This window comes from Chitinophaga sp. W3I9, from assembly GCF_050434025.1.
Taxonomy (GTDB): domain Bacteria; phylum Bacteroidota; class Bacteroidia; order Chitinophagales; family Chitinophagaceae; genus Chitinophaga.
In genome coordinates this window covers 6,463,257-6,476,803 of sequence record NZ_JBNPWC010000001.1, presented here as the reverse complement: position 1 = coordinate 6,476,803, position 13,547 = coordinate 6,463,257, and the positions used below count along the sequence as shown (strand labels likewise).

12 protein-coding genes are annotated in these 13,547 nt (G+C 49.3%); 9 read left to right on the top strand and 3 right to left on the bottom strand.

Going from position 1 to position 13,547, the window contains the following annotated elements:
* Positions 1–124 precede the first annotated feature (124 nt).
* Positions 125–763 carry a hypothetical protein gene (locus QFZ51_RS26350; RefSeq protein ID WP_429050422.1) on the bottom strand — a complete coding sequence of 213 codons (639 nt, stop codon included), beginning with the start codon at positions 761–763 and terminating at the stop codon, positions 125–127.
* 100 nt (positions 764–863) lie between these two features.
* Between QFZ51_RS26350 and QFZ51_RS26345 the strand changes: the two genes are divergently transcribed.
* Positions 864–1,718, top strand: coding sequence for a 3-keto-disaccharide hydrolase (locus QFZ51_RS26345; protein ID WP_370907984.1), 855 nt, complete (start codon positions 864–866; stop codon positions 1,716–1,718).
* A gap of 230 nt (positions 1,719–1,948) precedes the next feature.
* Positions 1,949–3,169 (top strand): DUF4272 domain-containing protein, encoded by a 1,221-nt coding sequence (locus QFZ51_RS26340; RefSeq protein ID WP_429050421.1) that lies wholly within the window; start codon positions 1,949–1,951, stop codon positions 3,167–3,169.
* Between the two features lie 211 nt (positions 3,170–3,380).
* Here the strand turns inward: QFZ51_RS26340 and QFZ51_RS26335 are convergent, their stop codons facing one another.
* Positions 3,381–5,135, bottom strand: a complete 1,755-nt coding sequence (locus tag QFZ51_RS26335) for a DUF885 domain-containing protein (RefSeq protein WP_429050420.1) — start codon at positions 5,133–5,135, stop codon at positions 3,381–3,383.
* 198 nt (positions 5,136–5,333) lie between these two features.
* Here QFZ51_RS26335 and QFZ51_RS26330 point away from each other — a divergent pair, with 198 nt between their 5' ends.
* Positions 5,334–6,044: an RNA ligase family protein gene (locus QFZ51_RS26330; protein ID WP_429050419.1), complete on the top strand. Its 711-nt coding sequence runs from the start codon at positions 5,334–5,336 to the stop codon at positions 6,042–6,044.
* A complete protein-coding gene (locus QFZ51_RS26325) occupies positions 6,013–7,137 on the top strand; it encodes an AAA family ATPase (RefSeq protein ID WP_429050418.1) in 1,125 nt (374 codons plus the stop codon). Before QFZ51_RS26330 ends, QFZ51_RS26325 begins: the two co-directional genes overlap by 32 nt.
* Positions 7,138–7,166: 29 nt before the next feature.
* On the opposite strand, the gene dcd is transcribed toward QFZ51_RS26325, so the two are convergent.
* Positions 7,167–7,703: a dCTP deaminase gene (gene dcd / locus QFZ51_RS26320; protein ID WP_370907979.1), complete on the bottom strand. Its 537-nt coding sequence runs from the start codon at positions 7,701–7,703 to the stop codon at positions 7,167–7,169.
* A 124-nt stretch (positions 7,704–7,827) separates the two neighbouring features.
* Here dcd and QFZ51_RS26315 point away from each other — a divergent pair, with 124 nt between their 5' ends.
* Genes QFZ51_RS26315 through QFZ51_RS26295 form a run of 5 tightly spaced genes read left to right on the top strand, consistent with a single transcriptional unit; the run spans position 7,828 to position 13,463 of the window.
* On the top strand, positions 7,828–8,448 hold the full coding sequence (locus tag QFZ51_RS26315) for a 4'-phosphopantetheinyl transferase family protein (protein ID WP_429050417.1): 621 nt from the start codon (positions 7,828–7,830) through the stop codon (positions 8,446–8,448).
* A gap of 33 nt (positions 8,449–8,481) precedes the next feature.
* Positions 8,482–8,976: a shikimate kinase gene (locus QFZ51_RS26310; RefSeq protein ID WP_370907977.1), complete on the top strand. Its 495-nt coding sequence runs from the start codon at positions 8,482–8,484 to the stop codon at positions 8,974–8,976.
* A gap of 1 nt (position 8,977) precedes the next feature.
* Positions 8,978–9,370 (top strand): DUF423 domain-containing protein, encoded by a 393-nt coding sequence (locus QFZ51_RS26305; RefSeq protein WP_429050416.1) that lies wholly within the window; start codon positions 8,978–8,980, stop codon positions 9,368–9,370.
* 13 nt (positions 9,371–9,383) lie between these two features.
* Positions 9,384–10,808: an alpha/beta hydrolase family protein gene (locus QFZ51_RS26300; protein WP_429050415.1), complete on the top strand. Its 1,425-nt coding sequence runs from the start codon at positions 9,384–9,386 to the stop codon at positions 10,806–10,808.
* A 21-nt stretch (positions 10,809–10,829) separates the two neighbouring features.
* Positions 10,830–13,463 (top strand): DNA translocase FtsK, encoded by a 2,634-nt coding sequence (locus tag QFZ51_RS26295; RefSeq protein ID WP_429050414.1) that lies wholly within the window; start codon positions 10,830–10,832, stop codon positions 13,461–13,463.
* Positions 13,464–13,547 lie beyond the last annotated feature (84 nt).

The following is a 13,547-nucleotide window of genomic DNA, read 5'->3' as shown; positions in this document are numbered from 1 at the left end:
TGGTAAATGATCTAATTTGTTGATATTTAGCAAGATAAATATGATGGCTTCTCTTATGTTCCTGTGGCACATCCGATACGGTGCGTAATTTCTTACACACTACGCTCACAAGGGGAAAACATGCTTACTGGTAGGAAGCCATCAGCGCATCAAAGATCTGCTGACCCCAGTTAGGCGCCAGCGCATTATCCGGTCTGAATGCGGCGAACTTGGCCGCCACAATATCTACTGTCGGCTTAGCCCGCTGTTTACCGCCGCCAAAAATAGCGGGTGTATAGTAAATATTCAACGCTTTTACCAGCCATGCCCGCGGATTCGAAGAATCAGCCGCAATAGCCTTTTCTGCATAACTCCTGCTCTGGCCGCCCAGGGAAACCCCGCGGGAAGGAGTAGCATTGATCCTGGCAGACAGCCAATACCCCATCAATGTCAGCGTTTCCGTATTACCCGGTTGCATGGAAAGCGCCTTCTTCACAAAAGGTCCTGCCCTTTCACACAACGCGTCGGCAGCCGCTTTATCCGACTTAAACGATAACTGTGTAGCCGACCACCCCGCATAATACTGCAGCAACCATTCCTCCGGATGCGCCTCCGCCAATGCGGTAAGCGTGTCTATCCGCGGTGGCCAGTCCTCCGGCGCCGCAGTAGCCAATACCTGTAATTGCTGCTCCAGCACGTTTTGCCAGTTGCCGTTTTCCTGTCCGTAAGCAACGGAACTAATCAGTACTCCCAAAGGAAGAAGTATACATAACAGTGTTTTCATAAGAAAGTAAATATGATTGTGGCAGCACGAATTATATGCCAACCACATCTTGCATTTCTCTTAGCGATAGGCTATCTTAACCCGGTAAATAAAAGAACACATGAAAAAAGCACTCACCGCGCTATTACTGCTGGCCGGCCTCCATAGCTCAGCGCAGAAGGAAATTGCACCCAATAAATGGTTAAAACTCTTTAATGGCAAGGACCTGAAAGACTGGGACGTTAAAATAACCGGGCATGACCTGAACGATAATTTCGGGAATACCTTCCGGGTAGACAGCGGCATGCTGAAAGTGAGCTACGAAAATTATGACGAGTTCAGGGAACAATATGGACACATCTTCTATAAAAAGAACTTTTCTGCTTACCTGGTGGTAGTAGAATATAAATTTACCGGCGACCAGGTAAAAGGCGGCCCCGGATGGGCTTTCCGCAACAGTGGTATCATGCTGCACGGACAAACTGCCGCCAGCATGACCAAAGACCAGGACTTCCCCATTTCGCTGGAAGAACAATTACTGGGCGGTAATGGCACCGATCCCCGCTCTACGGCCAACCTGTGTACGCCGGGCACCAATGTGGTAATGAATGGAAAACTTATCAAAGACCATTGCATCAGTTCCACCTCCAAAACATACCAGGGCGATGTTTGGGTGCGCGCGGAAGCGCTGGTGCTGCGCGACTCCGTTATTAAACACATTGTAGAAGGCGATACTGTTATTGTATACAATAAACCGCAAATGGGCGGGGGCAATGTTTCCCATCCGCAACCAGGACTGTTAAAAGATGGTAAACTGTTATCCGAAGGCTCTATCTCCCTGCAAAGCGAAAGTCACCCGGTGGCATTCCGGAAAGTAGAACTGTTCGACCTGTCGCCTTACATCAACGACCCGGTTAAGCTGAATAAAATCCTCCACCTGCTGCAGAACCGGCCGGGAGCGAAAAAGGCAAAATAACCTGAACACGGGGGCGGGGTGGTTTAGGCGGCCGGGGACGTCTCGGCGGCACGCAGCTCGCAGCTATAAACAACAGGAAGGCAGCCAGTACAGGCAATGATCGCTTACTCATATGAAAATGTTTATGCTTGGAATAAATATGTGTATGTCGTCCGTTTTCCTGTAACAAGGCAAATCCGGTACCATCTTTAACCGCTTTAAGCTACCTTTGCCCCCTCGAAAGAAATAGCATGGAAAATTGTACGCTCTATACGCATGAGGTGGAAATGGAGAAAGTGTTGACCCGTATGAGGGCGCATTTTGGAGATCAGGCAGTGAAAGTAAACGGACCGGCGAACCGTTGGGAACAACTGACCATCACATCAGGGAAAAAACTGCTGCGAAAAGGTCATACCCTCACCATCAACTACCGGCAACGCGCCACGCCCGGTTACCAGCTGGTACGGAACGACGACCCGGTAACCACCAACCTGCTCGGCATGTACGGCTTTGTACAGCAGCTGCCGGCAGAAAACCCGGCCCTGAAAGAACTGCTGCTCGCAAAAGTAGCGACGCTCAATACGGAAATCGTTATCCTCGCCACACCTTCATTCAACGGCGACCTCCGGGCCGCCATCATGGACCTGGCCGACGAACTGGATGGCATCTTCTTCTGCGAAAATAACTTCATCTTCAACACCGAAGTACAAGGCTTCTGGGATAAAACCGGCGCACTGCTGCTCGATGTAAATGGTCATTCTACCGCTACCAATCTCACCGTAAATATCAACGCACGGTATTTCGATAACCAGGACACACCTTCCTCCTCCGCAACAGAAAGAAAACAACGGAACATACAGCTCCTGCAGGAAATGCAGGTGAAAACAACCGTCAACCTTCCTGTTATCCGCGATGAGCAGGAAGTCGTGCTGCGCTCCGCCGCAGAAACAGCCCAACGGGTAGCCGTACTCGCCGCCGTAAACACCGTGGCCTTCGGATACCTCGAAAGCCCCACCGTTATCAGCTACCTGCAACAACATCAGCTCTGGGATAAAACCACACCCGCCGAAAGAGCCTTCCTGGAAGATCCGCAGGAAGACGCCAAAACACGGGAAACCTGGAAGTGTGAAGACATCTGGGTATTGCTCTGGGCATTGAAAAAAGTACCGTCTCTCGGCGAAATGGACGCCCTCTGCAACCTCGATATGGTGCCGGAAGAAGCCTTTCCCTTCCGCGGCCCTGCCTCCGATCCCGCAGCATTCCTGGCCGGCGCCACAGAATTGCGCAGCGCCACAGAAATTCTCGACGCCAACGACCTCTACTACCGCGCCAACTGGGCCTGTGTAGACGCCCGCTTGAAAGGCGAAAAAGAACCGCTGCATCCCGGCATCGTATACGAACGGCACTACGCCCTCAACTGGCTCACCAACTACAGGAACCAGTTCTGGGACGATGTTACGTGCGACACCTGACGCGGAGGTTGTCTTTCTCACTGATTACGCTGATTATATTGATTTTCTGGATTTTAACTCTTGGGTTTTATAAAGGATTAAGGGAGATAAAAGCGGATATATTCGCTCTTATCTCCCTTAGTTATTATTAATCTAAAAATCAAAAAAAATCCAAAAGTAAAATCAAAGAAATCAGTATAATCAGCGTAATCAGTGAGAAAGACAAAATCCGCTAATGAGCCAGCATCAACTGGCGAATATACTTCACCGGCGCACTGCCATAGCTCAGGAATTTCTCATTAAATGCTTTCAGGCTGTAATCCTTGCCCTGCTGCTGTTTGTAAGCTTCGCGGAGATCAATGATTTCTTTGTAACCGGTGAAATAGCTGGTCAGCTGCACGCTGGATACACTCACCCGCTTCCATTTACCTGCTGCTTCTGCGGCCTGCTGGAACGCTTCTTTGGTCAGCAAATGAATTGCATCTTCCTTGCTCATATCTTTTACATGCACACTGTAATCCAAAATGGTATTACATACGGTGCGCAGGTTCCACTTATACCACATCAGCCACATTTCGGGTTCGTTATTACCATAGCCGTTTTCCAGCATCATCTGCTCAGTATATACGGCCCATCCTTCAATCATGGCGCCATTGCTCATGAGCGATTTAATGAGGCTGGGGGATTGGTTGGCATACACCAGCTGGGTATAATGCCCCGGTATAGCTTCATGAATATCCAGTATCTGGAGGATGTATTGATTGTATTCACGCAAATAACTTTCTGCTTTATCTTTTGGCCATCCTTCCAGGCTGCCAACATTGTAGTAGGTGTTGCCGCCTTTGTCGTAGGGACCGGGCGCACTGATGGAGGCGCCTGCCACGCCTGCCATGTAAGCCGGTTCTTTACGTACCACCAATGGTTTGGACGGATCAATATACAACAGGTCCTTTTCTTTGATAAACGCAATCAGCGAAGGGAGCTGCTTTTCTATGGCCGATTGGAACTCTTCCGGCTTCACATGCTTCACAGAAAGCGTATCGATCATACGGCCGATAAGTTCCAGCGAGTCGGATGGCATTGGTGTATTGCCAAAATATTTCGGCCACAACTGGTGGCTGATCTTTGTCATTTCACCATGCACAAAAGCTTTGCGTGCTATCGCGGAATCATAGATCTGCGCGGCAGTAAAGGACGACTGGATGTCAAATTTAAACTTCTGATCGTACAGCGTTTTGCCTAAACGGAAGCTGCGCGGATGCTCCGGCTTCAATACCTTCAGCCACGCGGCGTAATCACGGATCGCTTTGGTGGCAGTTTGGGCACTGGCCAGCATGGCGGTCTGCTCTGCTGCCGGGATACCCGTTTTCTTCAGCGAATCTGCAAAGTCTTTTTCAAATACCGATATGCCCCCGTTGTTCTGGTCTATTGCCAGCGAAGTAAGTTCCGGTACGGGATCTTTGATCTGTTTTTTAGCGGCTTCGTAATAAGCCGGGATATTTTTCAACCTGCTGCCAAAGCTGCGTAGCCTGGTTTCCAGCGGCGCGTAGTTTTCATTTAAGATAAAGGCAAACGTGTTACTAACGTTATAGGAAGATGGGTCCCATTCATTGCTTTTCTGCTCTTTAATACCCCATTGTACCGATTCCAGGTAGTTCTGTATCAGCTGGTAATCAATTTTATTGGCGTCATTCAACGCAGCGGGATCGTAGGATTTCAGGGAATCCAGTTGTTGCTGCGCAAATGCGAGTCGCGCTGCGGCAGCCGTGCTATCCGGCACTACCAGCACCGAGTCGTATTTATGATAGCCCACACTGGTAGCCCAGTCGGGGTTTTCTTTCCAGAGGGCATCAATAAAATGTGCCTGGTAGGCGCTGAAAGCGTTATTCAGCGTACTGTCGGTACCCTTGGTTTGATTGCTGCTGTTGCCGTTATTACAGGCTGCCAGGGCAGCTGCGGCGGTTGCGCAAAGAAGGAATTTTTTCATTGCAGAAGATGATTGTTGTTGTTTTCAAAAGCCTGTGTAATATACTATTTAATTATTTTCTTTACTTTTGCGGCGTACTAGATTAAAAACTGCAAACACTTGAGCCATGTAATTTCACAGGCATATTAAATCATTCCTTTCGCCGTTCCATCCCGGAACCGGCCTGTGAAACTATTGTTTAACTTAAACCCTGATGACATGGCAATTTCTCAGAAATATGGCCGTACCTGGCATTATCCGTTTTCGCCCGGCACTACGAGCGACGACCGTATCCAATATGAATACTGGCAATCGTTGCAGCAGATACCGGTGCTGATCCATACGGAAAAACTGGACGGAGAAAATAACTGCTTATCCCGGTACGGGGTATTTGCGCGCTCACATGCGGCGCCCACTACTTCGCCGTGGACGGAAAGCATCCGCCGCTACTGGCAAAGCATAAAGAACGACCTGGGTGACCTGGAGATCTTCCTCGAAAATCTTTACGCGGTACATTCTATTGAATACCGCAACCTGGATCATCACTTTTATATATTCGGCATCCGGGAAGGCCAGCAGTGGCTCAGTTGGGAGGAAACCCAATTCTACGCGGCAATGCTCGGCCTGCCGGTGGTGCCGGAAGTAAATCGTATAACGCCGCCGGCTACACGCCAGGAGTTTGAGCGTGATATACTAGGGCTGGTAAACGGTTCCGGCGCCTTTGATCCGCACGACGTGCATACCGGTAAACCCGTTACCATGGAAGGCATTGTATCCCGCAACGCCAACGGATATGCGGTGAGCGATTTTGCAGACAACGTGTTTAAGTATGTCCGCAAAGGACATGTAAAAACAGACCAGCACTGGACCCGCCATTGGCGCCGTGCCAGGTTAAATAATGAAGGAGGTAACTATGTGGCAGCTCAGTGAAAATAAAAACTGGTCGCACCTGGAACATACATTTGAATGGGTGCGCGTGATGCAGGAAGTTCCGCAGGACGCGCGGCACCACGCAGAAGGTAACGTGGCCGTACATACGCAGATGGTACTGGCAGCCTTGCAACAGTTGCCGGGCTACCGGCAATTGCCGGCGGCAGACCAGGAACTGCTGTGGGCAGCCGCACTGCTGCACGACGTGGAAAAATACAGCACTACGGTTATTGAACCGGATGGTCGCATCACTTCTGCGGGTCATGCCCGCAAAGGGGAAGCGCGGGCCCGGCAAATCCTTTACAGGGATGTGCCGGCGCCCTTCCTTGTCCGCGAGCAAATCGCCAAACTGGTGAGGTACCACGGCCTGCCGCTCTGGATCTTTGAAAAGCCGGATCCGCAGAAAGCGCTGATCACCGCCAGCCTGGAAGTGAATACACAGCTGCTGGCATTGCTGGCCCGCGCCGATGCGCTTGGGCGCAACTGTGCCGATCAGGCAGACCTGCTCTACCGGCTGGATTGCTTCGAAGAGTTGTGCCGGGAAAATAACTGCTGGGGACAACCACGCCCGTTTGCCACACCGCAGGCGCGCATGGAATACCTGTTTAAAACCGGCAGCTCACCGGACTATGTGCCCTTTGAAACGCTGCAAACACCGGTCATACTGATGAGCGGATTACCTGGCGCGGGGAAAGACACGTACATACAGCGGCATTATAAACACCTGCCGGTCATCTCCCTGGATCATATCCGGCAAACCATGAAAATAAGTCCTACTGATAAAAGCGGCAATGGTGTAGTGATCCAGGCTGCGAAGGAACAAGCCAGGATCTATCTCCGGGAAAAAAAATCCTTCGTATGGAACGCCACCAACATTACACGGCAGATGAGGGAACAGGTGATCAGTCTTTTTACAACGTATGAAGCAGCAGTAACAATTGTGTATGTGGAAGTGCCGGCAGCGAAGCTGTTACAGCAAAACCGGCAGCGGGAGGAAGTAGTGCCGGCGGCAGCAATGGAACGGTTGGTCAGGAAGCTGGAAGTGCCCACCATTACAGAAGCACATGAGTTGAAAATAGCAGTCAGCAGTTAGCCATTGGCGGCTGCTGACTGCTTCCTTATTTAAAATTCATTCCGCCACATCATGCTCTCCACCGGTTTTATGGTGCGACCATTATATTTGGCATTTCCTTTTTTGTTATAGAGCGTTTCTACTTCGCCTTCTACCATAAAGTAGATCAGCTGGCCAATGGGCATTCCTGCGTATATGCGTACAGGTTGTGCACAGGAAATTTCCAGGGTCCAGGTGTTGCAGAATCCTACATCGCCTTTACCGGCGGTGGCATGGATATCGATCCCGAGGCGGCCGGTGCTGGATTTGCCCTCCAGGAACGGCACATGTGCATGCGTTTCGGTATACTCTTCTGTTACGCCGAGGTAAAGGGTGCCGGGTTGTAACACAAACCCTTCCTCCGGAATTTCAAAATGATCAATTTCATTGTGTTTGCGCGCATCCAGTACACGGTCTTTGTAGGTAGCCAGGTATTTCCCCAGGTGCACGTCATAAGAATTGGTACCCAGAAATTTCCGGTCATAGGGAGCAATAACGATAGTGCCTTTTTCAATTTCCTCCAATATCCGTTTGTCTGACAGAATCATGCTTAGGTTCGTTTAGTTTTAGTGAGCTGTATTGTTAGCTTTTATTTTTCAGCTATTGGCATTTAGTGAAAGACCTGCTGCCAAAAGCTGTTTTTTCTGCTTTTTTGCTTTAATTTGGCAAGATATGCCATTAATACGAACGATACAAATTGATCCGGAAACGAAGCTGGGTGTATGGAAGATAACAGAAACGGAAAATTTTTTCCAGGAAAAGGTAAGCATCAGCCGGGCTATTCACCATCCGCATAAACGCTTACAGCATTTTGCGGGCAGGTATTTACTGGTAACGCTTTTCCCGGAATTCCCCATTCAGGAAATTATGTTTACACATACCCGTAAACCGGTGCTGGCAGGTGATAGCCACCACTTCTCCATTTCACATTGCGGCGATTATGCTGCCGCTATCGTTAGTACTAAAGCAGCGGTGGGCATAGACATTGAAGAGGTAAAACCTAAAATAGAACTGGTGTCTCACAAGTTCCTGTCGCCTTCAGAACGGTCGTTTATCGATCCCAAACAGGAGCTGTCGCATAAAACAATCTGCTGGAGCGCCAAAGAAGCGATGTTTAAATGGTATGGCCGGGGAAGCGTTGATTTTAAGGAGAATATGAAATTGCATCCCTTTGTTTTTCAACAGGCCGGTTTCATCACCGCCGATTTTAACAAACAGGATACAAATACCCGGTTATATTTGCAATATATTATGGAAAATGACCTATGCCTGGCATGGACTCATCCTGCGTGAGGAACGAATTTATTAAGCACTGTCGCGTTATTTATGAAGATTTATTTACTCGGTTTTATGGGTGCCGGAAAATCCTATTGGGGTAAACAACTGGCGGATCACTGGCAACTGCCTTACTACGATCTGGATGAAGTGATTGTGGAAGCGGAGGAGATGACCATTGCTGATATTTTTTCCAGCAAGGGCGAAGATTATTTCCGCGAAAAGGAAAGTCAGCTGCTCCGGGAGTTATCCCAACAGGAAAACTTCCTGATCTCCTGCGGCGGGGGCACGCCCTGTTTCCAGGAGAACATGGATTTTATGAACGAACATGGCACTACCATCTGGATCAACCCTTCTGTAGATGTAATGGTGGAACGCCTGCAACGTAAAAAATTCAAACGGCCGTTGATTGCCGGTCTGGAAGATGAAGACCTGACCGGGTTTGTAGAGAAGAAAATGGCAGAGCGTCTTCCTTTTTACCAGCAATCGAAGCATATAATTACATCTGATAATATTTCATTGGATACCTTTACGCAAAATTTCTAATATGCATAAGAGTTTTTTAGTTTGGGCGGCGGTATTAGGTGCATTGGCAGTAATTTTAGGCGCATTCGGCGCACATAAACTAAAAGAGCTGGTGCCTCCCGAAACCGTATCTACTTTTCAGACAGGGGTTACTTATCAGTTCTATCACGTATTTGCATTAATCGCTACCGGCATCTTATTTGCTCATGTGCCCGGTAACCAGATAATCTGGGCTGGCAGATGCTTCATTATCGGCATCATCCTGTTCTCCGGTTCACTGTATCTGATGACGCTGCTCAAAACTACCGGCAACGTAGGCCTGAAAGGCATCGGCATCATTACGCCTGTTGGCGGCGTGTTTTTTATTGCCGGCTGGATCTGCCTGCTGGCAGGAGTCTTAAAATTAAAAGCATAAAGCATTCTCGTATATGTACAGAGGTTTTTGGGTGTTGATCGTGAGTTTACTGACAGGGTCAGTGGGAATGGCGCAGGATAATGCAAATATTGCCGGTAAATGGTACGGCACCTTTAAACTATATTACGGGGATAAATACCGTATGATCGTAGACCTGGCAAAAGACGGCGAGGGCTATAAAGGAACACTCCAGCTGCCCGAAATGTCGGACGACGACCAGTTTGAGATTGAAACAGTCGTGTATCGCAAGGATACCCTGTTGCTGCGTATAGACGGGATGCGGTTTTCCTTTACCGGTGTATGGGACCCGGCTGCAAAGCAGTTCAGGGGCATTACCGGGTTGGGCGATGATCAAAGTCATGCCGACCTTAGCCGGAAAGAAATTACGGCCGCCGAGATGTACAAAAGACCACAGGAACCAAAGCCGCCTTTCCCGTATTACACGGAACAGGTGAGGTTTAATAACATAAAAGACAGTGTAACACTCGCCGGAACGTTCACCCGCCCGGCAGCTCAGGGCAAGTATCCTGTAGTGTTATTGCTCTCCGGCTCCGGTCCGCAGGACAGGAACGAGGAAATAGCAGGGCATAAACTTTTCCTGGTGCTGGCCGACTATTTTGCCCGTAACGGTATCGCTACCCTGCGATACGACGACAGGGGATTTGGCGCCTCCACCGGCGATTTTTATACATCCGATATCTACGATTTTTCGCACGATGCGCTCACCGCGCTGAAATACCTGAAAGCCAGGAAGGATGTGGATATTTCGCGGATGGGGGTACTCGGACACAGCGAAGGCGCTATTGTGGCGCAAATAGTGGCAGCAAACAATCCGGGAGTGGCCTTTGTAATATCCATGGCAGGAGTGGGCGTAAGCGGCCGGGAACTGATCGACCAGCAAGCTTTCGCCAAAGGGAAAGTGGCCGGCAAACCGGATAGCCTGATCCTGGCAGAACAGGCACGCATGAAGCCCTACTGGGACCTCCTGGCAAGCGACAGCGACATCGTAGCCATAACGCCAAGGGCACAGGAAATTCTCCGGGATATATACCGTAATTCAAGCGAAGACGTTAAGAAGGTACAAACAGAGGATGAATTAATACGGAGAGCCAATATGAGTCCGGAAACTATTTCGTTATTAAGATATAAGCCGCTGACCTACCTGAAACAGATCAAATGTCCGTTTATGGCAATCAACGGCACCGCAGATATACAGGTGGATGCTACCGCCAATCTGAAAGAAATTGAACGCGCATTGAACGAAAATGGTAATCTGCTCACAACAATCCGTAAGTTTGATGGATTAAACCATTTGTTTCAGCGCTGCAAAACATGTGAAGTGAACGAATACGGAGAGCTGGAGCAAACCATTGATCCCCTGGTTCCCGAGTTTATGGCACACTGGATCTTACAGTTGCCGCCGTCGGAGGACAGGTAGTCCCAAATCTGAAATTATAATATGTCCAAGAATAAACTGAAAACCGAAAAACCGGAAAGCAAGAAACCACCGAAAGGCCCCGCACCGAACCCGGATGTATTGAAGAAAGACAAGGAGCCCGAGGTGAAGGTAAAAGAGCTGGTAAAAGATGAGCGCACCCACAAGGTACTGGGCGTGTTCTTTCTTTTATTGTCTGTTTATTGCTTTATTGCTTTCACTTCCTATCTTTTTACCTGGGAAGATGACCAGGATAAAATTTTCCATTATTCTACCCGGGAATTATTTTTTGGAGATGTAAAAGTAGATAACCTGCTCGGCCGCCTGGGTGCTTATGTATCGCATAACTTCTTCTTTTATGGCGTAGGTATTGCCGCTTACCTGTTCTGCTACTTCTTTTTTATCATCGGTGTAAATTTCATCGTTGGCCGCCGGGTATTCCGTATCTGGCGCAGTATAAAATATATCCTGTTTGGTGTGCTCTTTATCAGCATGACAATGGCCTTTGCCATCGGCGGCGGCGATTTCCCCTGGGGCGGCGCCCTGGGCGATGCCCTGAATAAATGGACCACCGGCTTCGTAGGCAAAACAGGAACCGCCCTGCTGTTGCTGGTTGTTGGCTTCTCCTGGCTTATCTGGAAATTCAACTTCGACTTCAAATGGCCGGAGAAAAAAATAAAAGCACCTAAACCCATACCCGCCACAGCACCGGTGGCCCCTGTAATGCAAACCACTGCGGCAACATCCGCCGCCTCGGCGAAAGAAGACGCACGTAAAAACGGTCTCTGCGACGACGGTGGCGTAATGGTAATCCCGCCGCATGCGGAACCGGAAGAAGACGAGGAAGACCTGCCACCTATGCAGTTGGTGGAAAGGGAAGACATCACCGTGATCCCTTCTGCCCATGCAGCTTACCTGCCTGCCGAACCAGCTTACGAAAACGGGCAGCCTGCAGAGGAGGAGGAAGAAGAGGAAGAAGAAGATCCGGGACCATTATTGTATATAGAAGAAACGCCCGAACAACCGCTTGCCCCTGTCAGCAAAAAGAAAGGGGAACCGGTAGAAGTGGCCTTCGAAATAAAACCCACTTACCAGGACGAGGAAGACGAAGTGGAAGAGATTGCGCCTACACGGCCTGTGGAACCGGTAGATCCTTACGATCCGTCCCTGGATCTGAGAGATTATAAGTTCCCGACCCTGGACCTGCTGGAAAATCATAATGCGGATAAAGTGATTGTACAGGATACCGCTGAACTGGAAAAGAATAAGAACCAGATCATTGATACCCTCAAGAACTATGATATTTCCATTCAGAAGATCAGTGCCACAGTAGGACCCACCGTTACCCTGTACGAAATTGTGCCGGCTGCCGGCGTTCGTATCTCCCGTATTAAAAACCTGGAAGATGACATTGCGTTAAGCCTGTCGGCGCTCGGTATCCGTATCATTGCGCCTATTCCGGGAAAGGGTACCATTGGTATTGAAGTACCCAATGTGAAGAAAACCATTGTATCTCTTAAAAATATGCTGGCCTCGGAAAAATTCCAGACCAGCACCATGGATCTGCCCATTGCCATTGGTAAAAAGATCGACAACGAAAACTTTATTGCCGATCTGGCCAAGATGCCCCACCTGCTGATGGCAGGTGCTACGGGTCAGGGTAAATCCGTTGGTATCAACACTTTGCTGGTATCATTGCTGTATAAAAAGCATCCTTCCCAGCTGAAGTTCGTATTGGTAGATCCGAAAAAAGTGGAGTTGTCGTTATACAAGCTCATTGAGAAACACTTCCTGGCCAAATTACCCGGTGAAGATGATGCGATCATTACCGATACCAAAAAGGTGATCCACACGCTCAATGCCCTGTGTATTGAAATGGACCTGCGGTACGACCTGCTGAAAGAAGCCGGTACCCGCAATATCCGTGAGTACAATGGTAAATTTACGCAACGCCGTCTCAATCCGCTGAAAGGCCACCGCTACCTGCCGTTCATCGTGCTGGTGGTAGATGAGTTTGCGGATCTGATCATGACAGCCGGTAAGGAAGTGGAAATGCCGATTGCCCGTTTGGCCCAGCTGGCCCGTGCAGTAGGTATTCACCTGATCATTGCCACCCAGCGCCCTTCTGTAAACATCATTACCGGTACTATTAAAGCTAACTTCCCGGCCCGCGTGGCCTTTAAGGTATCTTCAAAAATAGATTCCCGTACCATCCTGGATATCGGCGGCGCCGAACAGCTGATAGGGCAGGGAGACATGCTGGTTTCCTTCAACGGGGAACTGGTACGCCTGCAATGTGCCTTCGTGGATACGCCGGAAGTGGAAAACGTGGCTGAATTCATTGGTAACCAGAAAGGCTACCCCGATGCTTTCCTGCTGCCTGAGTATGTGGATGACAAGGATCCGGATGGCCGCGAACTGAGTATCGCCGACCGGGATCCGCTGTTTGAAGAGGCCGCCCAGGTGATTGTTACCACCCAACAGGGATCCACCTCCCTCCTGCAACGCAGGATGAAGCTGGGCTACAACCGTGCAGGGCGCTTGATGGACCAGCTGGAAGCTGCCAACATCGTAGGCCCCAATATGGGAAGCAAAGCCAGGGATGTGCTGGTGAAAACAGAAAGCGAGCTGAATGAAATCCTTAATAATTTGTTATAATATGTTAAGGCGGTCGGAATTTATTACCCTTTTTCAGGAAATATAATGAATTTTGCACCCTGTAAAAACCTACACGGCTATACC

Coding starts and splice junctions, on each gene's coding strand:
- QFZ51_RS26335 (WP_429050420.1), bottom strand. CDS start 5,135: ATGAAAAAATTCCTTCTTTGCGCAACCGCCGCAGCTGCCCTGGCAGCC.
- QFZ51_RS26295 (WP_429050414.1), top strand. CDS start 10,830: ATGTCCAAGAATAAACTGAAAACCGAAAAACCGGAAAGCAAGAAACCA.
- QFZ51_RS26325 (WP_429050418.1), top strand. CDS start 6,013: ATGAAGGAGGTAACTATGTGGCAGCTCAGTGAAAATAAAAACTGGTCG.
- QFZ51_RS26315 (WP_429050417.1), top strand. CDS start 7,828: ATGCCATTAATACGAACGATACAAATTGATCCGGAAACGAAGCTGGGT.
- QFZ51_RS26300 (WP_429050415.1), top strand. CDS start 9,384: ATGTACAGAGGTTTTTGGGTGTTGATCGTGAGTTTACTGACAGGGTCA.
- QFZ51_RS26305 (WP_429050416.1), top strand. CDS start 8,978: ATGCATAAGAGTTTTTTAGTTTGGGCGGCGGTATTAGGTGCATTGGCA.
- QFZ51_RS26345 (WP_370907984.1), top strand. CDS start 864: ATGAAAAAAGCACTCACCGCGCTATTACTGCTGGCCGGCCTCCATAGC.
- QFZ51_RS26310 (WP_370907977.1), top strand. CDS start 8,482: ATGAAGATTTATTTACTCGGTTTTATGGGTGCCGGAAAATCCTATTGG.
- dcd (WP_370907979.1), bottom strand. CDS start 7,703: ATGATTCTGTCAGACAAACGGATATTGGAGGAAATTGAAAAAGGCACT.
- QFZ51_RS26350 (WP_429050422.1), bottom strand. CDS start 763: ATGAAAACACTGTTATGTATACTTCTTCCTTTGGGAGTACTGATTAGT.
- QFZ51_RS26330 (WP_429050419.1), top strand. CDS start 5,334: ATGGCAATTTCTCAGAAATATGGCCGTACCTGGCATTATCCGTTTTCG.
- QFZ51_RS26340 (WP_429050421.1), top strand. CDS start 1,949: ATGGAAAATTGTACGCTCTATACGCATGAGGTGGAAATGGAGAAAGTG.